The sequence below is a fragment of the Achromobacter sp. GW823-FHT04E03 genome (assembly GCF_058796095.1).
The window spans coordinates 789,016-812,946 of sequence record NZ_JBXAIJ010000002.1 but is presented as its reverse complement, the minus strand read 5'-3'; the positions used below and the strand labels follow the sequence as shown (position 1 = coordinate 812,946).

Annotated in this window: 24 protein-coding genes; 6 read left to right on the top strand and 18 right to left on the bottom strand. The window is 65.2% G+C overall.

Annotated features, from left to right (window positions below; translation table 11 throughout):
• Positions 1 to 15: 15 nt before the first annotated feature.
• From AC1RHV_RS15120 to AC1RHV_RS15080, 9 genes are all read right to left on the bottom strand, one after another.
• Positions 16 to 900 carry an alpha/beta hydrolase gene (locus AC1RHV_RS15120; protein WP_054455052.1) on the bottom strand — a complete coding sequence of 295 codons (885 nt, stop codon included), beginning with the start codon at positions 898 to 900 and terminating at the stop codon, positions 16 to 18.
• On the bottom strand, positions 893 to 1,666 hold the full coding sequence (locus AC1RHV_RS15115) for a GntR family transcriptional regulator (RefSeq protein WP_119452167.1): 774 nt from the start codon (positions 1,664 to 1,666) through the stop codon (positions 893 to 895). The genes AC1RHV_RS15120 and AC1RHV_RS15115 overlap by 8 nt, the downstream gene beginning before the upstream one ends.
• Before the next feature lie 72 nt (positions 1,667 to 1,738).
• Positions 1,739 to 2,431 carry an ABC transporter ATP-binding protein gene (locus AC1RHV_RS15110; protein ID WP_054455055.1) on the bottom strand — a complete coding sequence of 231 codons (693 nt, stop codon included), beginning with the start codon at positions 2,429 to 2,431 and terminating at the stop codon, positions 1,739 to 1,741.
• Positions 2,418 to 3,188: an ABC transporter ATP-binding protein gene (locus tag AC1RHV_RS15105; protein WP_492301219.1), complete on the bottom strand. Its 771-nt coding sequence runs from the start codon at positions 3,186 to 3,188 to the stop codon at positions 2,418 to 2,420. The genes AC1RHV_RS15110 and AC1RHV_RS15105 overlap by 14 nt, the downstream gene beginning before the upstream one ends.
• The gene (locus tag AC1RHV_RS15100; protein ID WP_054455058.1) at positions 3,178 to 4,164 is read right to left on the bottom strand and encodes a branched-chain amino acid ABC transporter permease; all 987 of its coding nucleotides are present in this window, start codon (positions 4,162 to 4,164) and stop codon (positions 3,178 to 3,180) included. Before AC1RHV_RS15100 ends, AC1RHV_RS15105 begins: the two co-directional genes overlap by 11 nt.
• Positions 4,161 to 5,075 carry a branched-chain amino acid ABC transporter permease gene (locus tag AC1RHV_RS15095; protein ID WP_054455060.1) on the bottom strand — a complete coding sequence of 305 codons (915 nt, stop codon included), beginning with the start codon at positions 5,073 to 5,075 and terminating at the stop codon, positions 4,161 to 4,163. The genes AC1RHV_RS15100 and AC1RHV_RS15095 overlap by 4 nt, the downstream gene beginning before the upstream one ends.
• The gene (locus AC1RHV_RS15090; protein ID WP_054455062.1) at positions 5,072 to 6,256 is read right to left on the bottom strand and encodes an ABC transporter substrate-binding protein; all 1,185 of its coding nucleotides are present in this window, start codon (positions 6,254 to 6,256) and stop codon (positions 5,072 to 5,074) included. Before AC1RHV_RS15090 ends, AC1RHV_RS15095 begins: the two co-directional genes overlap by 4 nt.
• Before the next feature lie 51 nt (positions 6,257 to 6,307).
• Positions 6,308 to 7,219, bottom strand: coding sequence for a fumarylacetoacetate hydrolase family protein (locus tag AC1RHV_RS15085; RefSeq protein ID WP_013391208.1), 912 nt, complete (start codon positions 7,217 to 7,219; stop codon positions 6,308 to 6,310).
• An 89-nt stretch (positions 7,220 to 7,308) separates the two neighbouring features.
• Positions 7,309 to 8,433 (bottom strand): cupin domain-containing protein, encoded by a 1,125-nt coding sequence (locus AC1RHV_RS15080; RefSeq protein WP_054455064.1) that lies wholly within the window; start codon positions 8,431 to 8,433, stop codon positions 7,309 to 7,311.
• Between the two features lie 197 nt (positions 8,434 to 8,630).
• Here AC1RHV_RS15080 and AC1RHV_RS15075 point away from each other — a divergent pair, with 197 nt between their 5' ends.
• Both AC1RHV_RS15075 and AC1RHV_RS15070 read left to right on the top strand, forming a co-directional pair.
• Positions 8,631 to 8,876 carry a hypothetical protein gene (locus AC1RHV_RS15075; protein WP_054455066.1) on the top strand — a complete coding sequence of 82 codons (246 nt, stop codon included), beginning with the start codon at positions 8,631 to 8,633 and terminating at the stop codon, positions 8,874 to 8,876.
• A 181-nt stretch (positions 8,877 to 9,057) separates the two neighbouring features.
• Positions 9,058 to 10,050 carry a Bug family tripartite tricarboxylate transporter substrate binding protein gene (locus AC1RHV_RS15070; protein WP_225591286.1) on the top strand — a complete coding sequence of 331 codons (993 nt, stop codon included), beginning with the start codon at positions 9,058 to 9,060 and terminating at the stop codon, positions 10,048 to 10,050.
• Between the two features lie 34 nt (positions 10,051 to 10,084).
• Here AC1RHV_RS15070 and AC1RHV_RS15065 read toward each other — a convergent pair whose 3' ends face one another.
• The 4 genes from AC1RHV_RS15065 to AC1RHV_RS15050 form a co-directional block, all read right to left on the bottom strand.
• Positions 10,085 to 11,005 carry a LysR family transcriptional regulator gene (locus tag AC1RHV_RS15065; protein ID WP_192353761.1) on the bottom strand — a complete coding sequence of 307 codons (921 nt, stop codon included), beginning with the start codon at positions 11,003 to 11,005 and terminating at the stop codon, positions 10,085 to 10,087.
• A 680-nt stretch (positions 11,006 to 11,685) separates the two neighbouring features.
• Positions 11,686 to 12,435, bottom strand: a complete 750-nt coding sequence (locus AC1RHV_RS15060; protein WP_054455070.1) for an SDR family NAD(P)-dependent oxidoreductase — start codon at positions 12,433 to 12,435, stop codon at positions 11,686 to 11,688.
• A gap of 69 nt (positions 12,436 to 12,504) precedes the next feature.
• The gene (locus AC1RHV_RS15055) at positions 12,505 to 13,404 is read right to left on the bottom strand and encodes an MBL fold metallo-hydrolase (RefSeq protein ID WP_175161156.1); all 900 of its coding nucleotides are present in this window, start codon (positions 13,402 to 13,404) and stop codon (positions 12,505 to 12,507) included.
• Between the two features lie 27 nt (positions 13,405 to 13,431).
• Positions 13,432 to 14,265 carry an alpha/beta fold hydrolase gene (locus AC1RHV_RS15050; protein WP_217481772.1) on the bottom strand — a complete coding sequence of 278 codons (834 nt, stop codon included), beginning with the start codon at positions 14,263 to 14,265 and terminating at the stop codon, positions 13,432 to 13,434.
• A gap of 438 nt (positions 14,266 to 14,703) precedes the next feature.
• Here AC1RHV_RS15050 and AC1RHV_RS15045 point away from each other — a divergent pair, with 438 nt between their 5' ends.
• The 4 genes from AC1RHV_RS15045 (at position 14,704) to AC1RHV_RS15030 (ending at position 18,419) form a co-directional block, all read left to right on the top strand.
• The gene (locus AC1RHV_RS15045) at positions 14,704 to 15,705 is read left to right on the top strand and encodes a bestrophin family protein (protein WP_175161160.1); all 1,002 of its coding nucleotides are present in this window, start codon (positions 14,704 to 14,706) and stop codon (positions 15,703 to 15,705) included.
• A gap of 137 nt (positions 15,706 to 15,842) precedes the next feature.
• Positions 15,843 to 16,721, top strand: coding sequence for an RNA polymerase sigma-70 factor (locus AC1RHV_RS15040; protein ID WP_054455078.1), 879 nt, complete (start codon positions 15,843 to 15,845; stop codon positions 16,719 to 16,721).
• A 118-nt stretch (positions 16,722 to 16,839) separates the two neighbouring features.
• Complete coding sequence (locus tag AC1RHV_RS15035) at positions 16,840 to 17,274, top strand: cupin domain-containing protein (RefSeq protein ID WP_054455081.1); 435 nt, start codon at positions 16,840 to 16,842, stop codon at positions 17,272 to 17,274.
• A gap of 140 nt (positions 17,275 to 17,414) precedes the next feature.
• The gene (locus AC1RHV_RS15030; RefSeq protein WP_054455083.1) at positions 17,415 to 18,419 is read left to right on the top strand and encodes a LysR family transcriptional regulator; all 1,005 of its coding nucleotides are present in this window, start codon (positions 17,415 to 17,417) and stop codon (positions 18,417 to 18,419) included.
• A 3-nt stretch (positions 18,420 to 18,422) separates the two neighbouring features.
• On the opposite strand, the gene AC1RHV_RS15025 is transcribed toward AC1RHV_RS15030, so the two are convergent.
• The 5 genes from AC1RHV_RS15025 to ku form a co-directional block, all read right to left on the bottom strand.
• On the bottom strand, positions 18,423 to 18,917 hold the full coding sequence (locus AC1RHV_RS15025) for an Ohr family peroxiredoxin (protein ID WP_492301214.1): 495 nt from the start codon (positions 18,915 to 18,917) through the stop codon (positions 18,423 to 18,425).
• Between the two features lie 20 nt (positions 18,918 to 18,937).
• A complete protein-coding gene (locus tag AC1RHV_RS15020) occupies positions 18,938 to 19,693 on the bottom strand; it encodes an SDR family oxidoreductase (protein ID WP_054455087.1) in 756 nt (251 codons plus the stop codon).
• A gap of 9 nt (positions 19,694 to 19,702) precedes the next feature.
• Complete coding sequence (locus AC1RHV_RS15015) at positions 19,703 to 20,182, bottom strand: carboxymuconolactone decarboxylase family protein (RefSeq protein WP_054455873.1); 480 nt, start codon at positions 20,180 to 20,182, stop codon at positions 19,703 to 19,705.
• A 135-nt stretch (positions 20,183 to 20,317) separates the two neighbouring features.
• Positions 20,318 to 22,843 carry a DNA ligase D gene (gene ligD, locus AC1RHV_RS15010; protein WP_492301212.1) on the bottom strand — a complete coding sequence of 842 codons (2,526 nt, stop codon included), beginning with the start codon at positions 22,841 to 22,843 and terminating at the stop codon, positions 20,318 to 20,320.
• A gap of 2 nt (positions 22,844 to 22,845) precedes the next feature.
• Entirely contained in the window at positions 22,846 to 23,769 is a 924-nt protein-coding gene (gene ku, locus AC1RHV_RS15005; RefSeq protein ID WP_492301211.1) for a non-homologous end joining protein Ku, read from the bottom strand.
• Positions 23,770 to 23,931 lie beyond the last annotated feature (162 nt).

Below are 23,931 nucleotides of genomic sequence, written 5' to 3'. Positions count from 1 at the left end.
CCATCGGCCGGCCGTTCACTTGGCGCCCAGCCCCATCATCGCCAGGGTGGCGCGGGTCAGATCGCTGTCCGGATTTTCCAGTTCATTGACCAGGTCAAAATGATTGCAGTGCGGCGTCGGAATACGGGTGGAGGCCAGCCCCGCAGCATTCCACGCCGCTTCGTACGCCGCCGTCTGGTTCTTGAAACCCTGCGTCTCCAACCCGCCCACGGCCAGCAGCATCGGGCCAGCACGTTCCGGCAGATGGAAGATCGGGCTTTGGTGCGCGGCCTGCTCTGGCGTCAGCTGCAGCCAGGTGTTGGGCAGGATATCGCACAGCGGCCGCAGATCGAACAGCCCGCTCAATGCCAGCGTGCCCTTGATCACGTCGTCCGGCACGCCGTAGCGTGCCTGCCATTCGGGCGCGACCAGCATGCCGGCCAGATGGCCGCCCGCCGAACTGCCGCTGACGTAGATCCGTTCAGGGTCCACGCCATAGGCCGCCACGTTGCGGTACAGCCAGGCCACGGCGGAGCGCACTTCGCGCACCACTTCGCCCAGGGTCGCCTCGGGCACCAGCGTGTATTCCAGGGTAGCCACGGCGGCGCCCGCGGCGTTGAAGGCCTCTGCCATCACGGGCGCGTCTTCCTTGCGCTGCGCGCGCCAATAGCCGCCATGGATGAACACGAACAGCGGCGCCCGCGCCTGCGAGGCGGCGGGCAGGAACAGGTCCAGCCTTTCATCCTGGCCCATGCCGTAGCGCAGGTCCAGCACGCCCGGGCGGCGCGTGCGCACCCGCGCCGAGGACTCGGCATAGCGGCGCACGCAGGCGTCGAAATCCGGCACCGATTCGCGCGCGTTGTATTGCACCTCGCGCTCGGCGATGGTGGGAAAGAAGAGATCGATGTCGCTGTTATGCATGCCTGGCCTGCGATGTTGGCTGCGATTGGGGCTGGGAGATGATGCGTTCGATGAACTGCGCGGTCTTGCGGTAGTGCGCGGCGAGCATGGCGACCGAGCCTTCCACGTCGCGCGAGATGGCGGCGTCCAACAGCTGGCGGTGCTCGTCGTCGACGTTGCGCTCAGGCCCGTAGGCGGTCGCGCCGGCGCGCGCCGGACGGCGGTAGCGCTCGGTCTGCGCGTAGAGCTGGGTGGACAGGTCCAACAGCCAGTTGGAACGGCACGCGCCGATCAGCGCGTGGTGGAACTCCAGGTGGCGCGCCTCCAGCAGCTCGTCCAATTCTTCCGACGGCTCGGCGGCCTGGTCGGCCCGCTGCGCGGCCAGCGTCAGCGCATGGTACGCGCCGACCAGGCGCGTTTCCCAGGCGTCGTCGGCGTTGGCCAGCGAGCGGCGCAGCGCGTCGCAGTCGATCAGGATGCGGGTTTCACAGGCGTCCCACATTTCTTCGACCGACAAGGGCGCGATGCTGAAGCCGCGCGACGTGGTGCTGATGACCATGCGCTCGCTGCGCAGGCGGTTGAGGGCTTCGCGGATGGGAGAGAAGCTGCTGCCGTAGCGCTGCTTCAGCAATTCCAGCCGCAAGGACTGGCCCGGCGCGAAGGCGCCGCGCATGATGTCGCGCCGAAGCAGGCGGTAAACCTGCTCGGACAGCGTGATTTCCTCAATGCCGGCGCTCCCGTCCGATCCGGGATCGTCCTGGCGGGAAGCTTTTATTCTAGGCTTCAAGATGGTCTCCAGATGTCAGCGGCCGGGGCGCGTATCCGCGCACAGGCGGCTCATTCTACCCGCGCGGCCTGTTCATATGCCCAGGTAGCGCTGCGCCAGCTCGGGCTGGGCGGACAGCTCGGCGGGCTGCCCCGACCAGGCCACCCGGCCCTTGTCCACGATGTAGTGGCGGTCCACCAGCGTCGCCATTTCGGGCAGGTTCTTGTCGATCACCAGGATGGTCTGGCCTTCGGCCTTCAGCGCCCGCAGGCAACGCCAGATCTCCTGGCGGATGAGCGGCGCCAGGCCCTCGGTGGCTTCGTCCAGGATCAGGAGCTTGGGGTTGGTCATGAGGGCGCGCCCCACCACCAGCATCTGCTGTTCGCCGCCCGACAGCGTGCGCGACGACTGCCCGCGGCGCTCTTTCAAACGCGGGAACAGCGTGTAGACCCGCTCCAGATCCCATCCGCCCGGCGCGGCGCGCGAGGTCGCCACCAGGTTTTCCTGCACCGTCAGCGAACCGAACACGCGCCGGCCCTCCGGCACCAGCCCCACGCCCAGCCGCGCCACGCTGCTGGGCGCGGAGCGGCCCAGCGTGCGGCCGCGAAACTGCACCGCGCCGCCGGTGGCGGGCAGCATGCCCATCAGGGTCTTGATCGTGGTCGTCTTGCCCATGCCGTTGCGCCCGATCAGCGAGATCACCTCGCCTTCACTGGCCTCGAACGACATGCCGAACAGGACCTTGCTGGACCCGTAGCCGCCAGTCAGCCCTTCAACCTTCAACATGTTCTTCTCCCAGATACGCCGCGCGCACCTCCGGATGGCGGCGGACCTCCTCTGGCGAACCACTGAACACCACGCGGCCGTAGACCAGCACGCTGATGCGGTCGGCCAGCGCGAAGACCGCGTCCATGTCGTGTTCCACCAGCAGGATGCCGTAGTCGCCCTTCATGCCTTGCAAGAGCCGGGTCATGCGCGCCGATTCCTCCGGCCCCATGCCGGCCATGGGCTCGTCCAGCAGCAACAGCCGCGGCGAACGCGCCAGCGCCACCGCCAGCTCCAGCTGCCGTTTCTCGCCGTGCGCCAGGTCCGCCGAACGCACGTGGCGGCGGTCCTCCAGCCCCACGTGCGTCAGCCACTGCATGGCCTCGGTCTTCAACGCCGCGTCATGACGCGGATTGGACCAGGCCTGGAAGGCGCGGCCGCTCTTGAGCATGCGCGACAGGATCACGTTCTCCAGCGCGGTGTACTCCTGGCACAGCTCGGTGATCTGGAACGAGCGGCCCAGCCCCAAGCGGGCGCGCTCGAAGACGCGCAGCGCGGTCACGTCCTGCCCATCCAAATGGATGGTCCCGGAGTCCGGCCGGATCTCGCCGCAGATCTGCGCGATCAGGGTGGACTTGCCCGCGCCGTTGGGGCCGATGATGGCGTGGATCTCGCCGGCGCGCACGTCCAGGTCCACGCCGTTGGTGGCCACCACCGCGTCGAAAGCCTTGCGCAGCTGCGTCAGGCGCAACAGGCTGGTGCTTGCGTCAGTCGGCATGGCGCGTCTCCAGCAGCTTTCCGAACAGGCCCTTCTGGCCCCACAGCACCACCAGCACCAGGATGGGCCCCATGTACAGCAGCCAGTGCTCGGTCAGGGACGACAGCATCTGCTCCAGCCCCAGGAATACCGCCGCGCCCGCGATCGGCCCGAGCAAGGTGCCCACGCCGCCCAGGATGACGATGGCCATGAGTTCGCCGGACTTGGTCCAGGCCGCCATGTCGGGCGTCACCAGCCCGGCATAGTTGGCCCACAGCACGCCGGCCAGCCCCGTGCCCACCGCCGACAGCACGAAGGCGCTGAGCCGGTACGGCGTGGGCGCCACGCCCAGGTTGATGGCGCGCCGCTCGCTCTGGCGCAGCGCCTGCAGCACCATGCCGAAGCGCGAGTTGGTCACGCGGATGCACAGCAGCGTCCAAAGGGTCAGCAGCGCCAGGCACAGGTAGTAGAAAACCATGGGGCTTTCCAGATTGATGCCCGGCAGCTCATTGCGCTGCGGAATCATCAGGCCATCGTCCCCGCCGTAGAACTGCAGCGACACCAGCACGAAGTACACCATCTGGCCGAACGCCAGCGTGATCATGATGAACTGCACGCCGCGCGTGCGCAGCGCCAGATAGCCGAACAGCCAGCCGGCCAACGCGCACACGATGAGCGCTATCGGCCACACCACAAGCGCCGCGTTGCTGCCAGCCCAGCCGAAGATCGGACCGGCTTCCGAAGTATGGAAGGCGATGATGCCGACCGCATAGCCGCCCAGCCCGAAGAACATGGCATGGCCGAAACTGACCATGGCGCCGTAGCCGATCACCAGGTCCAGGCTGACCGCGGCCAGGCCGTAGATCAGAAAGCGCGTCACCACGCCGATCAGGAACGGCGAACCCGAGGCCAGCGCCGCGGCCGGCAGCAGGATCAGCACCGCCAGGCCGCCCAGCCCCCAGCGGGCGCGGTTCGTAAGTGTGTATGCCATCTTCATCCTCGCGCCGGGAACAGCCCGCCCGGCTTGGCGATCAGCACGATCGCCATCAGTACATAGATGCTTGCCGAAGCCATGCCTGCGGCCAGCGGGTCCGCGGTGGCGGGCGAGAACATCGTCGACAGCAGCTGCGGCAGGAACGCGCGCCCCAGGCTGTCCACCATGCCCACCAGCAAGGCGCCTGCCAGGGCGCCGCGCACCGAACCGACCCCGCCGATCACGATGACCACGAAGGTGGTGATCAGGATGCGTTCGCCCATGCCGATTTCCACCGCCAGCAAGGGCGCGGCCATCACGCCGGCCAGCCCGCACAGCAAGGCGCCCAGGCCAAACACCAGCGTGTAGAGCTTGCGGATGTCTATGCCCAACGCGTCGACCATCTCGCGGTCGTCGGCGCCCGCGCGGATCAGCATGCCGATGCGCGTGCGGTTGACCAGCCACCACAGGCCCACCGCCACCAGCGCGCCAATGGCGATGAACGACAGGCGGATCAGCGGATACTGGAATCCCGGCGCCAACGTCACCGCGCCTTCCAGGAAGCTTGGGATGCCCACCAGCGGCGGACGCCGGCCGAAGATCAGGCTGACCGCTTCGTTCGAGAACAGCAGCAGGCCGAAGGTGGCCAGGACCTGGTACAGGTGATCCCGCTTGTACAGCTTGCGTATCACCACCACTTCGACCGAAATGCCGTACAGGCCCGCCCCCAGCAGCGCCGCCAGCACGCCCGCGAGGAACGAGCCGGTGGTGCCGATGGCGTAGGCCGCGCAGTAGGCGCCCACCATGTAGAACGAGCCATGCGTCAGGTTGACCACGCCCATGATGCCGAAGATCAGCGTCAGTCCGGCCGCCAGCATGAACAGCATGGCGCCGAACTGCAGCCCGTTGAGCAGCTGTTCAAACAGGAGCGTCATGACGGCATCTTGCAGAGTTGCGCGTAGGCGTCCTTGTCATCGGACACCAGCTTGCGGACCAGCTTCGGCGACAGGCTGCCGTCGCTGCCTTTCTCGATGCGCATCAGGTACAGATCCTGGATCGGATGCTGGTTGGTGTTCATGCTGAACTTGCCGCGCAGCGACGTGAACTCAGGCTTGCGCAGCGCGGCGCGGAACTCAGCCGCCTTGGACAGGTCGCCGCCGGTAGCCTTCAGGCCCGCGCCAATCAGCTGCGCGGTGTCGTAGGCCTGCATGGCGTAGTCCGTCGGCACACGGCCGTAGGCGTCCTTGAACGCTTGCACGAAGGCCTTGGATTGCGCGTTGTCGAAGTCCTGCGACCAGATGCCGGTGATGTAGGCGCCGGCCGACGCGTCACCCGTGGCCTGGATCATGCGCGCATCCATCGAGAAGCTGGGCATCAGCATCGGGATGCTCTTGTTCAGCCCGGCCGCCGCGTACTGCTTGACGAAGTTGATGCCCGTGCCGCCCGGATGGAACTGATAGATGGCGTCGGGCGCCAGCGAACGCAGGCGCGCCAGCTCGACCGAGAAGTCCGACTGGTCGAGCTTGGTGTAGATTTCGGCGACCACTTCGCCCTTGTAGGTGCGCTTGAAGCCTTCGATGGCGTCGCGGCCCGCCTGATAGTTGGGCGCCAGCAGCACGACCTTCTTGTATCCCAGTTCGTTGGCCGCCACGCCGCCGGCCGTATGGAAGGCGTCGTTCTGGTAGGACGCCACGAAGTAATTGGGATCGCACTTTTCGCCCGCGAAGTTCGACGGGCCGGGATTCAGGCTGACATAGAAGGCGCCGGACTTCACCACGCTGGGCACGACCGCTGCCAGCACGTTGGAGAAGTTCACGCCGGTATAGAGCTTGACGCCCGATTGCAGCAGGCGGTCGGCCGCCTGCTTGGCGTTGGCGGGCTTCAGGCCGTCGTCCTCGATCACCAGCTGCACGGGCACGCCGCCCAGCTTGCCGCCGCCCTGCTTGATGGCCAGGTTGAACGCATCGCGCTCGTCCTCGCCGATGTAGCCCGCTGGCGTGGACAAGGTGGCGATGAAGCCGATCTTGACCGGTTCCGCGGCATGGGCCGCTCCCATGGACGCCGCGGCGCCCAGCGCGACGGACAACGCGCCGCCCAGTATCTGTTTCTTGATCATGTTTTTCCCCTTGGAGACTGCGTTGCCCGCCGCGGCGCGGCCAGGCGTTTTCTAGACCGCCACCACCGGATGGCGCAGCGTGCCGATGCCTTCGACGCAGGCCACCACCACGTCGCCCGGCCACAGCCATTCCTGCGGCTTGCGGCCCGCGCCCACGCCTTCAGGCGTGCCGGTGGCGATGATGTCGCCCGGCTCCAGCGTGATGCCCGCGCTGATGTCCGAGATCAGGAACGGCACCTTGAACAGCATGTGGCGCGTGTTCGAGCCCTGCTTCTTCTCGCCATTGACCGTCAGCCACAGATCCAGCACCTGCGGATCCGGGATCTCGTCGGCGGTCACGATGCACGGGCCGAAGGGCGCATAGGTGTCCTGGCCCTTGGAATAGATCCACTGGCCGGCGCGGCGGCAATCGCGCGCGCTCATGTCCAGCATCACGCTGTAGCCGAACACATAGGACAGCGCATCGGCTTCGGCCACGCGCGAGGCGCGGCGGCCCATGATCACGGCCAGCTCCACTTCCCAGTCCAGCTGCTGCGTGATCTTGGCGTTGTGCTCGATGGCGTCGCCCGGGCCGATGACGGTGGTGGGCGGCTTGGAGAAGATCACCGGCTGCTTGGGCAGGTCGGCCGAGGTATCCAGCGTACGGCTGGATTCCGCCACGTGCTCCACGTAATTCAGCCCGATGCCGAAGATGTTCTTGCGCGGACGCGGAATCGGCGCCAGCAGCTTGACGTTTTCCTGCGGCAGCGCGCTGCCCACGGGCCAGTTGCCGCGATAAGCCTCCATCAGCTTGCTGGCCTGCGCCACCGCCACGGGGCCCAGGTCGATGAAAGCCAGCATGTCGTCGGGCAGGTCCACGCCGCCTGCGCGGCCCAGCAGGGCCAGGTCAATCACATAGCCTTCGGCCAGCGCGCCCAGGCGGGCAGCGGCGGTGGGATGGGCGCGAAAAGTTACCAAGCGCATAAGAACTCCATAAATTCAGGACGAGTTGAGTCAGGCGCGCGGGCCCGGCCCGCGCGGCGGATGAAAAATTCAAAAGGGATCGGGCAGCGCTAGATCAGCACTTGATGGCCGTCGTTTTCCTTGACCGCTTCTTCGCGGTAAAGCGCCAGCGCGCGCATCACGGGCAGGTCGTTGAAGCTGAACAGGCAGGCGTCGTCGTTCGATGAAAGATTGACGTGTTCATGGATGGCCCACGAGGGCACGCAGAAGATGTCGCGTTCGGTCCAGTCGTAGCGCTTGCCGTCGATGATGGAATAGCCGCTGCCCTTGGCCACCTGGTAGATGAAGCTGCCGGTATGGCGGTGGGCCTTGGTGTGCTCGCCGGGCCGCAGCAGCTGCATGCTGGCGCCGATGGTGGGCATGACCGGGCCGCCCGTGGCCGGGTTGACGTATTCGAGCAGGATGCCGTCGTAGGGGCTGCCGGCGGTAGTGCGCGCATAGCGGCGCAGCGCCTCGTAGGTGGGCTCCCATTCGTACTTGAAGAGCGGCGAATACGGCTTGGTCCAACCGGACACCTGAGGCCGTAGCGCCGGGTTGGCCCAGGCGGCGGTAGTGTCGTCCACCGGATAGGTCACAGTCTGGTTCAGGTCCGGATGCACGGCATAGAAACCGGCCTCCATGGCGTTGACCAGCGGAATGTCCAGGCCGTCCTGCCAGATGCAGGTAGTGCCGTCTTCGGCCACGCCGTGCTCGTGCCAGGTGCCATTGGGCGTCAGCACGAAATCGTTCGCGCCCAGTGTCATCTTGTGGCCGTCGACCACGGTGAAGGCCCCCCGCCCTTCCATGATGAAGCGCAGCGCCGAATGCGAATGCTTGTGGGCGGAAGCCAGTTCGCCCGGCTTCATGACCTGCAGGCCCGAGTACAGCCAGCCCACGGCGGCGGCCACGTCGCGCCGGCCCGGGTTGTTCAGGTAGATCACGCGCCGGCCTGCCTCTTCGGGCGAAACCAGCTCGGAAGAACGCAGCACGTGGCCGCGCAGGTCCTGGTAGCGCCACACCACCGGCACCGAGGCCGACCGCGGCGCCCACGGTTCGATCTTGTTCGCCACCGTCCACAGGGCGCCGGTCTCCAGGCGGGCCAGCTCCTGGTAGTAGGCGATGAGCTCGGGCGAGTCGGCCACATTGGCGCGGCCTATGGTGTCCTCGCGGTACGCGTCATAGCGGTTCGCTTCCATCCCTTGCCTCTTTTTATAAAAATTTAAATATTTTCGAAAATAATAGAGGTCGGCGGAAAATCGGGCAATGAATGCGCGCTAGGGGTTTTCCCAGGCTGATTGAAAATTGTTGGCGCGGTGTCAAACAATACTGTACAAAAACACAGTACAACGTGATACATTTCGCTCGCCCAAAAACTGTCGTCCAGGAGAACCCTGTGTCAGAAGCTGCCCATCTCGTTCAGTACATCGTCGTTCCCTACCGCGCCGCCGCCGATGGCGTCGCGCCTGGTGAAATCCGCGCCGCCAGCAGCGAGTTCGGCGCCATCCGCATCGCCAACTCCATGGCCTCCAAGTTCGCCGGCGTTGCCGCCTACGAAGTGCTGGTGGACAAGGAAACCGGCGACATGGAATCGCCGCGCATCCTCGCCCAGATCGGGACCGTACCGGCGTTGGACGATTGAACGCGTATCCACCGTGCCGGGCCCAATTCGGCCCGGCGACGACGCCTGGTCGTCAACGAGCCAGGTTATGAATTTTCTTTGATTTGAATAAGTATTTTCTAGCTTCATTAACGCAAGGATGTCCGGCAGCATGCGGGGTTGCGCGCAATTCGCCCACCCACTCTTGCCACCAAGAAGCAGCATGATCCGCCGACTCCCCTTGCACGGTTCCGCCATTGCCGGGCTTCTGTTCCTTGCTTGCGCGCTGACGCCCGCTGCGCACGCGGCCGAATCCCCCGACTGGCCAAGCAGACCCGTGACGCTGGTGGTGCCTTTCCCCCCCGGCGGCGGTAATGATGCAGTGGCCCGGCAGATCGCCGGCCCGGTGGGCCAGGCACTGGGCCAGCCGCTGGTCATCGAAAACCGGCCGGGCGCGGGAGGCACTATAGGCTCGGCGGCCGTCGCCCGGGCACGCCCCGATGGATATACCCTGCTGCTCTGCTCCACCAGCAGCCTGGTCATGGCGACAGCGCTTTATCCCGGCTTGCCGTACCGCGTCGAGGATCTGGCTCCCGTCGTCCACATCGCCGATACGCCGACGATCTGGGTGGCCGATCCGGCCGTATCTGCCAACAATCTCCAGGAATTCATCGCGGCGGCCAAACAGGCGCCCGGCAAATACGGCTACGCCTCGGGCGGCAAGAACACCATGCCCCACCTTGCGGGCCAGACAGTCAGCGCGCGCAATGGCCTGGACATGCTGCATGTGCCCTACCGCGGATCCACGCCGGCTTATGCGGATCTCGCCACGGGGCGCGTGAACGTGATGATGGACAGCATCATTTCAGCGTTGCCCTTTATCGAGTCTGGCCGTGTCAAGGGTTTGGCCGTCAGCACGGATCAACGCCTGCCGCAGATGCCGTCCGTACCGACCTTGGCCGAACAGGGCCTGGACGATTTGGGCTTCGAAGGCTGGGTCGGCATTTGCGCGCCGCGCGACACCCCGCCCGAGATCAGCGCCAAGGTCGCCCGCAGCGCGCAACTGGCCTTGGCCCAACTCGCGTTGCGGGAAACATTCGCCAGGCAGATTGCGGAACCGGTAGGAGACGGCCCCGAAGCGTTTGCGCAGACGATACAGCGCGATGCCATCGCGTGGCGGCAGATCATCGCGGCGTCCCCCAACGAACCGGACTGAGGGGCAGACAGCGCAGACCGAAGCGCGGCTGCGCTCAGGCGGCAAAAGTTGTCTCGTCCGCCACGCCATCCGAGACCAGCCGCGCTACCTCGCAAATGCAGTCGGCCATGGCTGCGCGCAACGGAATCGCAGGCTGGTCGACATAGGCGGCGAAGTAGGTCTGCTTCGGAAAGGGCCTGGGAAATGGCAGCCGCACCAGCTTTTCCGAATCGAGTTCGCCGCGGATGAGTTCGAGCGGCAGTACCGCGTAGCCCGCACCCGCAACGGCCAGCCGCAGCATGACCGTCAGCGACCTCACGACGATCAACTTGAAGCCTTGCATCTGCGGAGATGAGAAATAGCTGGCAATCGAGGAGTACAGCAGCGAATCCACCGGATAGGACAGCAGAGGCAGCCGCTTCAACTGATTCATCGACGGCTCGACCTCGCCGCGCATCAGGCTCGGGCTGCAGACCCAGACGTAATCCAGCCCCAGCAATTGCCGGTTGACCACCGTCGGCTCTTCGATGCTGCCCAGCAACAGTCCGATGTCGAGCGCCCCCCCAAGCAATTGCTGTCGTATATCCGTACTGGTCAACGATTGCAGGTGCACGGTGACGTTCGGCCATTGTCTGCTCAAGGCGGCGGCCATAGGCTCGAGTATGGCTTCCGCGACGGTTCCGCTCAGGCCGATGCTGATCTGGGTAAGCCGTACGTCCGTGGTCGCGAACCGGCTGGTGAAGGCTCTTGCATGAGCCAGCAGTTCTTCCGCGGGTCCAAGCATTTCAGCGCCGACTGGCGTCAAGCTCAGTTGCTTGCCCTTCTCCCGCACAAAGACCCTCACCCCCAGTTCTTCCTCGAAGGCTGCGATGCGGGCAGAGATGGCCGCCTGGGACGCGTGCAGTTCTTCCGCGGCCAAGGTCATTTTCTTGAGCCTGGCGGCTCGGACAAACGTTTCCAGAAACCGGAGATTCATGCGTGGATATCCTAAGCCTGAGACGCAACCCAAGCCCCCGGCCGGCATCAGGACAATCCGCCAGGAATGGGATAGGCCATCAGAATCAGAATCTGCAGGGAGCTGGGCTTCGTTGTTGCGATGCTGCAATGCATCAAAATGCTGACTGGATTAGCCAGCAAACGCTGATTCCAGAAAAAAATACGGCCGGTCAACCCATTTTTTTCGTGGACCGCAGACGCGGGTGGCGACCTGCGGATCTGAACACAAAGCGGGAGACAAGGCTCCCGCTCATAATCCCAAGCAATTGATTTTAACGAATTTTCCGAGATTTCCACATAAATGGACCCTATCAGAACTTCGTGTTTTTTTGTGTGCTTCAACCTTGTAAGAGTTTGCCAATCGACGCGGGATCAGGATGCTGGATAATCGAAATATTCCGCGTGTTTCACTGCAACAAAATTAATCCACATTGCCGTCGCCCAGACGGGCGCATACCTGGTCAGATCCAGTACCTGCGGGTAGACAGCCGCGTATGGCGCTGGAACGTCTGCACAGGATCGGTTGTTCAAATCATGAAGAATCGGCAATAAACAATCGTTGCCTGAATTTGAAATCCGCCACGCGCAGAGGCAATCAAACGTTTCCGATCCAGCGCCTGCCATCGTCCGCCCGCGTTCTGCCAGGCAGTGATGATCCAGTTAAGTCAGCGCGATGCCGCCGTCGACGCGCAGATTGACCCCGGTAATGAACCCGCCGTCGTCCGAAGCGAGAAACAATGCGGCGCGCGCCAATTCCGCAGATTGCGCCAGCCGCCCAAGCGGAATCAATGAGGCCATGCCCTGTTCGAATGCGGGCCGATGCGCCGCGCCCACGCCCAGCTTTTCCAGAATGGGCGTATCCGTAGGACCGGGGCTCAATACGTTGAAACGAATCTTGCGCGACTTGAATTCCAGCGCCCAGGCGCGCGCAAACGCCTCGATGGCGGCTTTGGAGCCGGCATAGACCGCATGGTTTTCCAGCACTTTGGCGCTGGCGATGGAGCCAGTGATGATGATGGAACCACCGTCACGCACCAGCGGCAGGACCTTGGTGACGCCGAAGAACACGGCGCGCGTGTTGGTGTCGAACTGGACGTCATAGCTGTCCACGCTTACCGCGGTCGAAGGCTCGATGTTATTCATGCCGGCGTTGGCCATGTAGATGTCGACGGCGCCGAACCGTTCACGGACTTCTGCCGCCACGCGGTCATGCGTGGCCAGGTCGGCAACGTCCCCAACCATGCCGAAGGCGGACGCTCCAAGTTGCGCCACCGCCGCGTCGACGGCATCTTTCCTGCGCCCGAGGATGGCCACGCGCGCGCCTTCGGCAATGAAGGCCTCGGCCGCGGCATAGCCTATGCCGCTGTTGCCGCCGGTGACGACGGCAGTCTTGCCCAACAGTTTTTTCATGATGATGTTCCTTCGTACAGGTAAGACGCCGGCCGACGCGACAGGCCTCGTCGGCCGGCATCGGCGCGCTTAAAAGTCCCAGATGACCGGCACCCAGCGGAACGCGTCGCCGTCGACCGCCACACGGCCCAGGGACGGGAACGGCAGATGGGCGGCGACCAACAGCCCGCGGTTCTGCGCCAGCTCCTGGAACAGACCGAGGCGGACGCGGGCCGATTCCTCGGGGTCGTGCTCGAAACCGTTTTGCCATTCGGGATGGTCGAACGCGACCGGGAACATGGCGTCGCCAGCAAACGTCAGCCTTTCGCCGCCCGAGATCAGGTCGACCACGCTGTGCCCGGGAGTATGGCCGCCGGTCATGCGCACGATGACGCCCGGCGCCACCTCATGCCGATCGTCGAAGAGGCGCAGCCGGTCGCGGTACTCGTTGTAGAAGCTGGTAGCCGTCGACTTCAATACCGCAGGCACAGGCTTGGGCATGACGGTGTGCGAGAAATCCGGCGACGTCCAGAACGCCACTTCGGTCGCGGACACGTGGATGCGCACGTCGGGACGCAAGCGCTCCTTGACGTCCGGCACGAGCAGCCCGCCCACGTGGTCCATGTGCATGTGCGTGATGATCACGTCGGTCACGGATTCCAGCGCGATGCCGGCGGACTCCAATCTCTGCGGGAACATCCCGGCGCGCGGAAAGCCCGCGAACTGCCCGCCCAGCCCCGCATCGATGAGGATGGTCTGGTCGCCGCTGCGCGCCACCATCACGTTCAGCGGCCAGTCGAACGCGTCCGGAGGCATGAACATGTGTTCCAGCCAGGCTGCGAGATCGGCAGGATCGGCATTGGTGGCCATGGTCGAAGTCGGCAGGGGCAGCACGCCGTCGCTCACGACCAGGGCGTCGATGTCACCGATCTGCAGCGCGTAGCGCGACGGGACCAGGTCGAGGGATTCGGTGTTTTCAATGGCAAACATGGCGGTAACTCCAGGTAGGTGCGCCGTTCAGGCGGTGGCGCGGATGAAGGCGAGCAGGTCGTCGTTGATGCGGTCCTGCATGGTGGCGGTCAGGCCATGCGGCGCGCCGGGGTAATAGATTTCCCTGGCGTTCTTGACCAGGCGCGCGGCCTTCTTCGCCGAGTCGTGCACCGGCACGATCTGATCGTCTTCGCCGTGCATGAACAGGGTCGGGACGTCGATCTTCTTCAGGTCCTCGGTGAAGTCGGTCTCGGAAAACGCCTTGACGCATTCGTAGGCGTTCTTCTGGCCGCTTTGCATGCTCCACAACCAGAACTGGTCCAGCATGCCTTGCGAGACCTTGGCATCGGGGCGGTTGGCGCCGTAGAACGGAACCGCCAGCTCCTTGTAGAACTGTGAGCGGTCTCCCGCCACGCCCGCGCGGATGCCGTCGAAGACCTCGACAGGCAGGCCTTCGGGATTGGCAGCGGACTTCAACATCACCGGCGGCACCGCGCCGATAAGCACCGCGCGGGCCACGCGCTTGCTGCCGTGGCGGCCGATATAGCGCGCCACTTCGCCGCCGCCGGTGGAATGGCCAACCATGGTGATGTTCTTCAGATCGAGCGCCTCGATCAACTGCGCCAGGTCATCGGCATAGCCGTTCATGTCGTTGCCGGCAGACGGCTGCGAAGAACGGCCATGGCCGCGCCGATCATGCGCGATGACGCGAAAGCCATTGCGCGCCAGGTAGTGCATCTGCCCGTCCCAGGCATCCGCGTTCAGCGGCCAGCCATGCGAAAAGGTGACCACGGGGCCCTGGCCCCAATCCTTGAAGTAGATCTGCGTACCGTCGTTGGTGGTGAAGGTATTGCGGGTCATGGTCGTGCTCCGGTTGGATTGCGCGTTGCTCTGCGCGGCTGCTTCGGCGCGGATGGCGAATGCCCCCGTCGCCAGGATGGCGCTGCCGGCAAGAAGACTGCGGCGGGCCGGGTTGTGCGAGTCGTTCATGGGAACTCCTGTTTCGGCAAAGTGAGTGAGGGCATGGTAGGTATGCGGTCTGGTCCGCGGTAGGCACGCGGCGGGAAGCACGCTGTTGCGCGACGGGCACCAATGCGCCGCGGCATGGACATGACGCGCGCCACGCAGGCCCACGTCACGCGGGCCGCACTTATTCGGAAGGAGAAACGATGATTGGTGTCGCGCCGGCAACACCATGCGTCCTTGCATGGCCCTACCGCGTCACGCGCGACGCTCTTAGGATGAGCGCACCCATACACACCAGACGCGCCGCTGCGCGCCGACCGGGGGGCCGACATCATGCATCTGGGAAAATCCTATCGCCTGGGCGAGTTCATCATCTGGACCCGCAGGAAGATCTACGTCCTGCTGGCGCTGGGCTTCGCGCCAGTGCTGCTCCATCAGCTGGCTGGCCTGAAATGGCTGACCTTGCCCTTGTCGGTGGTTTCGCTACTGGGCACCGCCACCACCTTTGTCGTCGGCTTCAAGAACGTGCAGACCTATGCGCGCACGGTCGAAGCGCAGAAGGTCTGGATGAGCATCGTCAGCGCCAGCCGCTACTGGGGCGTGATCAGCCGCAACTACGTCGGCGACGCCGAACGCGGCACGGCCTTGGTGCAGCGGCATCTGGCCTGGTTGACGGCGTTGCGCTACCAGCTGCGCGAGGCCCGCGTATGGGAGACCGTCGGCAACCGTCCCAATGCCGAATACCGCAGGCAGTACGTGATCCCGGAACGCGCCGAGCCCCTGGAGTCCGCGCTTTCCCGCTACCTGCCGGCACAGGACATTGCCGGTTTGATGCAGACGGATGACAAGGCCGCGCAAATGCTGGCAATGCAAGGCCGGGCGGTCCGCGGACTGCTGGATGCAGGCGCCATCACCGCGGCGGAATACGCCGAGCTCAACAGCCGCATCCGGGAACTGCTGGATCTGCAGGGACAGGCCGAGCGCATCAAGAATTTTCCGTATCCACGCCAGTACGCCATCATCAACACCTTGTTCGTGCGCTCTTTCTGCGTGGCGCTGCCGTTCGGACTGACGGGCCAATTCGCCCAGCTGGGCCAGGATATCGGCGGCTACATGCAAGGCCAGATGGCGTGGCTGGCGGTGCCGTTCAGCGTAATCATCTCGTGGATCTACACCTCGCTCGAGCAGGTGGGCGAAAGCACGGAGAATCCCTTCGAGGGCAGCGCCAACGACGTACCCATCAGCCGCCTGAGCGTCATGATCGAAAGGGATCTGAAGCAGATGGCAGGCAGCGCCAACCTGCCCGCGCTGCCTGCCTCGGTGATCGCGCTGTAGCGCGCGGCACGCGGCGCGCCCCTCCGCCCGGGACTGGCTGGCAGAGGCTTGCGCGGCTTGTCCTGCCCGGGCCGCTGCGGCAAAATACCCTGCCCTCCCGCCCCCCCCCCCATTTCCGCTAGGCATTGGCCCATACCATGACCGGCTCCGTGACCCTGTTCGACCGCCATCGCCCGCGCCTCTACGCGATCGCCTATCGCATGCTGGGCTCGGTGGCCGAGGCGGAAGACGTGGTGCAGGATGCGTGGCTGCGCTGGCATGGCGCCGACCGCTCCACGCTGGAGAACCCCGAGGCCTGGCTCGTCACCGTCACCACCCGTCTGGCGATCGACCGCCTGCGCGCTGCCCGCACGGAACGGGAAAACTACGTGGGCGTCTGGCTGCCGGAACCGATGCTGATGGCCGCGCCTTCCACGCCCGAACAGATCCATGAACTGGCCGACGATGTGTCAGTGGCATTTCTGTTCATGCTGGAGCGCCTGTCGCCGGACGCCCGCGCGGCCTTCCTGATGCGCGAAGTGTTCGACGCCGACTACGAGGACATCGCGCAGACCCTGGACAAGACCCAGGCCGCGGTCCGCCAGCTGGTGCGGCGCGCCAAGCAGCAATTGCGCCAAGGCACCCCGCGCGAGGCCGTGCCGCGCGCGACGCTGCACCGGCTGCTGCTGACCTTTGCCGATGCGATGGACCGCAGCGACTTCCACGGCCTGCATGCGCTGCTGAGCGACGATGCCGAACTTATCGGCGACGGCGGCGACAAGGTCACCGCCTTTGCCAGCCTGGTGGGCGGCAAGCGGCTGGCGCAGCTGTTCTACGCCGGCAAGCGCCGCTACCGCGACGCGTTGCGCACCGAGGTGGTCCAGGTGAACGGCCAGTGGACCTTGCTGCGCTTCATCGATGGCGATCTCGAATCGGTGCAGTCCTACGAAACGGACGGCAAGCGCCTGACCCGGGTGCTGGTGCAGCGCAATCCGGACAAGCTGGCCCGCATCGCGGCCGCCCTGGCGCAACGCTGAGACCGCCCGCACCGGCGTTGGTGCATCGCGGGCAACATGGTGGTCCCTTGCGCGGACCTACCGCCGCGCCGCCCTCGCTTCTACGATGGACCTGTCACCACTCCACTCAGGACAGGCCATGCCGAAACTCACCAAACTCGCGTTGTCTTTCATCGCCGCCGGCGCGCTGCTGGGCCAGCCCGCCCATGCTGCATCGCACCACGGCGCGCCCGCCGGCAAGCCGGCCGATCCCATCGTCACGGAAGTAATGAGCAAGGACCTGCCCGACATTCCCGGCCGGGATGCCGTCATGCTCGTCGTCGACTACCCGCCCGGGGCCGCCGACCCCTTGCACCGCCATGACGCCTCGGCCTTCGTCTATGTGCTGGAGGGCAGCATCGTCATGCAGGTCAAAGGCGGCAAGGAAGTGACGCTGACCCCTGGCCAGACCTTCTACGAAGGGCCGGACGACATCCACACCGTGGGCCGCAACGCCAGCCAGACCAAGCCGGCCAAGTTCGTGGTCGTGCTGATCAAGAAAAAGGGCGCTCCCGCCCTGATCCCCGTTCAATAAGGGACGGATATTTATCCCTTCCAGGCCATCCCCGGGTGTCTCCCCGCCCGGGGATGGCCATTTTTTTCAAGGAGGCGTCACAAAACCGTCCAGCGCAACGTCTTAGCAGGTAGGATCAACCAACTTGCGGCGCTGCCACCATGCCTACCCCTATCCCAGCCTCCCCGGTCACCCCTCCCGCGAACGGCCCGGACTCCCTGGCCGACAGCTTTGCCACCAGCTATGCCGGCGTCATGGCCTTCCTGGCGGTCGCCGCCGAGGGCAACTTCGCCAAGGCCGGCGACCGGCTGGGCATAGGGCGTTCGGCAGTCAGCCGCAGCGTGCAGAAACTCGAAGACCAGCTGGGCGTGCGGCTCTTCGTGCGCACCACGCGCAGCACCTCGCTGACCGCGGAGGGGCAGCGCTTCTACGAGCAATGCCATCCCGGCGTGGAACGGATCATCCAGGCACTGGACAACATGCGCGACCTGCGCGAGGGCCCGCCTTCCGGCCTGGTGCGCGTCTGCTCCACCGTGGGTTTCGGCCGCAAGGTCGTGGCGCCCCTGCTGAAGGCGTTCCGCGAAGCGCATCCGAACATCTCGGTGGAGCTGTTGCTGGATGACGGCCCGACCGACTTCACCACGGACCGCGTCGACGTGTCGTTTCGCAATGGCCGCATGGAAGACAGCCAGGTGATCGCCAAGAAAGTCATTCCCATGCAGATGATCCTGTGCGCCTCGCCCGACTATGCCGCCAGGCACGGGCTGCCGCTAAGCGTCGACGAGCTGTCCGGCCATAGCTGCGTGAACTTCCTGCTGGCGTCCGGCCGCGTATTCGAATGGGAATTCAAGGTCGGCGGCCATCTGCGCAAGTTCGCGCCGCCCGCCATGCTGACCTTCAACGATGCCGACCTGGTCCTGCAGGCCGTGCTGGACGGCCATGGCATCGCGCAGATGGCGGCGTACCAGGTCTGCGAGCATCTGCGCGCAGGCACGCTGGTCGCCTGCATGCCGCAGTACTCGCCCGACGACCGCGGGCACTACCTGTGCTTTCTCAGCCGCCAGCACCTGCCCGCCCGCATGCGGGTCTTCATCGATTTCATGACCGAGAGCATCCGCGCGCAGGACCTGCTGATCATCGACAGCCTGCTGCCGAAACAGGCCTGATCGCTATTGGGTCAGGGCCACGACGCTCTGGATCCCGCCCTGGGCCATCTTGGCGTAAGGACACAGGCGTTCCGTATTGCGCACCAGCTCTTCCGCGATGGGCGTGGGCACGCCCGGAAGGTGGATATTGACGTCCGCCGTCAGCGCGAAAAAGCCGTCGACGGGGTCCCGGCCGAACGAGATGGTGGCCGTCACGGAAGCGTCCGAGATGGCCAGGCCGGCGCGTTCGGCCAGCATGCTGAGCGCGCCGTGGAAGCACGCCGCATAGCCGGCGGCGAATAGCTGTTCGGGGTTGGTGCCCCCGCCCGTGCCGCCCAGCTCCACCGGCAGGCGCAGTTCCACGATCAGCTCGCCATCGTCCGAAATGGCCATGCCGGAGGCGCGTCCATGCGCGGCCTCCCCGCCGCGCACCGTCACGCTGGTGGTGTACAGGGGATGGAAATCCTTCCCCCGGTACTTGTCCAGGAGACTCTGGGGAGGAGGCCGCAGTTTGCTCATGAGGGTCCTTGCGCCTGCCGCTACTTTCTTGCGCCCGAACGGCTGAACCAGGTTTCGAAGCCGATCTGGCCCAGGCGCGGGCCGGCTCCCGGAACCAGCGTGTCGTCATCGAGCAGCGCGCCGAAATAGCGCGCGCCGGTGTCCGCCCGCACGGGGCGCGCGTCACCGATCTTGGCCATGTAGCGCTGCACCAGCTCGGCCAGGCGTACCCGCTCGGGGCCGGCGATTTCGACGATGCCGTTCACCGGCGGCGCCAGCGTGGCGTCGGCCATGGCCAGGGCGACGTCGTCCGACGCAATGGGCTGGACGTAGGCGGGCGACAGCCGCACTTCCGCCCCTTCGGTCCCCGACTGCACGATACCGCCCAGGAATTCGAAGAACTGGGTGCTATGCACGATGGTGTACGGGATTCCAGCAGCCACGATCAGCGCTTCCTGCGCGATCTTGCCGCGGAAGTAGCCGCTTTCGGCCAGGCGCTGCGTGCCGACCACCGACAGCGCGACGTGGTGGCGCACGCCGGCGCGGGCCTCCGCCGCCAACAGGTTGCGCCCCGAGGTCTGGAAGAACTCCAGCACGGCGCGGTCTTCGAACGACGGCGAGTTGGCGACGTCGACCACCGTGTCGACGCCGGCGAGCGCGGCGTCCAGGCCCTCGCCAGTCATGGTGTTGACGCCCGTGGCGGGCGATGCGGCAATCGCCTCATGGCCGCGCTCAGTCAGCAGTTTGACGAGTTTGGAGCCGATCAGGCCCGTGCCGCCGATAACCAGGATTTTCATGGTGGTTCCTTAGTTGAACTTGGCCTTATCCAGGCCATATGCCTTGTCGGCAGAACCCGGCACGGTGCGGAAGCCCACGTTCAGGCGGTTCCAGCCATTGATCGCCATGACGGCGAAGCTGAGGTCCGAGATTTCCTTTTCGGACAGTTGCGTGCGGACGCGTTCATAGATCTCGTCGGGCACGCCCTGCGCGGCCAGCGTGGTCAGCGCTTCGGTCCAGGCCAGGCAGGCGCGTTCACGCGGCGAAAACTCGGTCGATTCGCGCCAGATCGCCACGTGATGCAGGCGCAGTTCGCCTTCGCCGTGGATCTTGGCATCCTTCACATGCATGTCCAGGCAGAAGCCGCAGCCGTTGATCTGCGAAGCGCGGATTTCGACCAGGCGCAGGATCGATTGCTCGATCGCGCCGGACTTCAGGAGCATGCCGAACTCGACGAATTTCTTGAACAGTTCGGGCGATTGCGCAAAGGCATTCAGACGTTGACTCATGGTGACTTCCTCGATGGGTTGAACGACGCCCAAATCGTAGGTCTGCCGGCAAAACGGCAGTAGGCCCGCGGAGGGGACCATGATGTTGCCGCGGCGGCAACAATCGTCAGCGCGCGCTGACGGCCATGTTCAGGTTCAGGATTTCGGTTCGATCCCGAGTTGTTTCATGGCCCGGCCGATGGCCTGGGGCGCGTAATCGTCCCAAGGCTCGTTGCCCGCATCCAGGCGGGTGTGGATGTTGGCGATGGTCCATTGCGCCGAGCCTTTCAGCCCGTCCAGTTCGTCCCAGCGGACCGGTACGGACACGCCCAGGCCGGGCCGGGCCCGGGCCGACCAGGCCGCCACGGTCGTGGCGCCGAAGCCGTTGCGCAGGTAATCGGCGAATATCTTGCCCACGCGGTTCTTGGGCCCGCTTTTGGCGACGAACAGCTTCGGCAGCGTTTGCGCCAGATGGCGCACCATAGCTTCGGAAAAGTCCTTCACGGCGTCCCAGCCGTATTGCTTGCGGATCGGCACGACCACATGCAGGCCCTTGCCGCCGCTGGTCTTCAGCCAGCCGCGCAGGCCTAGCTCCTGAAGCAGCACGCGCACCAGCTCCGCGCCCTGCTGCACGGCGGGCCAATCCACCCCTTCTCCAGGGTCCAGGTCGAACAGCATCCGGTCCGGCTTGGCGATCGAGGTCTTGATCGCATTCCAGGTATGGAACTCCACCACGTTCAGTTGGGCGGCAGCGAGTATCGCTGCTTCGTTCGAGATTTCCATGAGCGGCGGATGCTCTAGGTACAGGCGTTCAGGCAGCGCCAGCACCCCCGCGATGGGGGATTCCGAGTGCCGCTGGAAGAAGTGCTGACCCTGGATCCCCGCGGGCGCCCTGACGAAGGAAACCGGGCGGCCGCGCAGGTGCGGCATCATCAGTGGCGCCACCAACCCGTAATAGCGCGCCAGATCGAGCTTGGTCGCTCCCGAAGAGGGATCTATGACGCGGTCGGGATTGGACAGTTTCATTCCCTTCGGCGGCGTTGCCGCGCCCTCTTTCAAGGCCTTGGCGGGGCGTTCGCGGGTGGATATCTTTTCAGCCGGCATGGCAACCTCGCGCGTGATCTTCTTGGGGGGTTTGTCGGTCCGCAGCCCGCGGAAGGTCGAATGGCGCACATGGCCGTCGCCAGTCCATTCGCCGAACGAAACCTCTCCCACCAGCGTAGGATGGACCCAATGGACCTGCTTGAGGGCGCGCGGCTTGCCCTGGGTCAACGCGCTGGTTTCTTGTTCAATGCCGGCCAGCTTGCGATGCAGGTCCAGCAGCGTCCTGTCGTCGAAACCCGTGCCCACATTGCCGGCGTAGCGCAGCCCGCCATCCGGCTCGTGCACCGCCAGCAGCAGCGCGCCAAAGCCCTGGCGGCTGCCCTTGGGCTCGGTGTAGCCCACGATGACGAATTCCTGGCGCTTGGTGCACTTGAGCTTGATCCAGTCGTCCGTGCGGCGCGACAAATAGGGCGCGGACAGACGCTTGCCGATGATCCCCTCCAGGCCCAGCTTGCAGGCCGAAGCGACCAGGTCTGCCGGCGGCTTATCGAAGGCCTCGCTGAACTTCACGTGCTGGCCCTTGCACCTGGCGATGACCTGCCGCAGCAGGTCCCGCCGCAGCCTGAGAGGCTCGTCGCGCAGGTCGCGTCCCGCGACGTAGGGCAGGTCGAAGGCGTAGAAGACGATATCCGCCGTGCTCGCGGCATCGAAGGCGTTCTGCAAGGCCTGGAAGCTGGGCACGCCTTCGCGCGTCAGCACGACGATCTCGCCGTCGATCCAGGCATTGGCGATCTCCAGTGCCGCCAGCTCCTGGGCCAGCCGCGGAATCCTGGCTGTCCAATCGTGGCCGTTGCGCGTGTACAGCTTCGCGCTGCCGCCATCCAGCCTGGCCAGGATCCGGTAGCCGTCGAACTTCATTTCATAGGACCAGTCGTCCGCGCCCCGCGGCACGCCGTCGACCAGGGTGGCCAGCTGAGGCTTGAGCGACGCGGGCAGGGGAGCGGCCTTGCCCGGCAAGGCCGCGGCGGATTCTGTTGCATTCACAGCGCGGGCTTGCGGTTTGCTGCGCACAGCCGCCTTCTTCTTCGTGCGCAGCGGCACCACGCTGTCCGGCATCTCATCCACGACGCTGAAATCCCGGTCTGGCCGCGCGTACTCGTCGTTTTCCTTGATCAGCAGCCAGGGCGGCTGGCGATCGCTCTCTTTCCCCTTCATGCGGATCAGCGCCCAGCGCCCGCGCAGCTTCACGCCGTCGAGCGTGAACTTCAGATGGCCTGTCTTGTATCCCTTGCGCGGATCGCCTATAGGCGTCCAGCGCCCCTCGTCCCAGATGATCACCTTGCCGGCCCCGTACTGCCCCTCGGGGATGGTGCCTTCGAACTGGTTGTACGCGATGGGATGGTCTTCGACCTGCACCGCCATGCGCTTGACGGAGGGATCGAACGACGGCCCTTTCGGCACCGCCCAGCTTTTCATCGCGCCATCGAGCTCCAGGCGGAAGTCATAGTGCAGGCGGCTGGCCCAGTGCTTTTGTATGACGAACACCAGGTCTGCGCCGCCTGATTCACCGCCTTCCGCCGGTTCCGGCGTGACGGCGAAATTGCGCTTCTCGCGGTATTTCTTCAGGCTGTCCGCCATTTTCAGGCCGCCTTTCTCGCCTGCCTGGCGCTCTTGGCGGCCTTCTTCGCAGGCGCCTTTTTCACAGCGGAACTACGCGGCGCGGCTTTCTTGGCGGGCTTGGCCTCGGCCTTGGCGCGCCCCTTGGACGCGCCGCCGCGCAAGCTGCGCTGCAACAGGTCCGTCAGATCGATCACGTTATCCGCATACGCAGGCGCTTCCTCCTGCGGCGCGATCACGGTTTCGGTCTTGCCCGCCTGGGCCTTCTGTTCCACCAGTCCCATGATGGCCGCCTTGAATTCGTCCTGGTATTCGGCCGGATCCCACTCTGCCGACATTTCGTCCACCAGCATCTTGGCCATCTTCAATTCGGACGCGCTGGGCGACATGCTCTTGGCGCCGGCCTTGGGCAGATCCAGTCCCTCCACGGACTTCACCTCGTCGCCCCAACGCATCAGATTCAGGACCAGCGCGTCTCCCATGGGAATCAATGCCGCCAGATGTTGCTTGGTCTGGATCACGACCTTGGCGATGCCTATCTTGCCGCTTTTCACCAGCGTGTCGCGCAGCAGCGCGTACACCTTCTGCCCCTTGTTGATCGGGGCGATGTAATACGGCCGCTCCAGGTAGACGAACGAGACTTCGGCCGATTCGACAAATTGCTGGATTTCGATGGTTTGCGTCGTGCGCGGATAGGCCTCCGCGATCTCCTCGGGGGAGATGATGACGTACTGGCCATCCTCGTATTCGACCCCTTTGACGATGTCCTTGGATTCGATCTCCTTGCCCGTGCGCTTGTTGATGCGCTTGTAGCCGACGGGGTCCATCGACCGGCGGTCCAGCCAATCGAAATCCACGCCCGATTCCGTCGTGGCGGTATGCAAGCCCACGGGGATGTGGACCAGGCCGAAGGTGATCGCGCCCTTCCAGATGGTTCGCGTGGCCATGAGAATTTCTCCTAGGTGATGTGCACGCGCTCTCGCCGCGGCTTCGGATGCCACCACAACGGCAGCCATCGCCACGGCGGAAAACGCAGAGCAGCAACTTCCATGCCCGACGCCCGGCCCGCGCCTGACTGCGCCGCCGCCGGCTCCCCGGACCGCGATTCC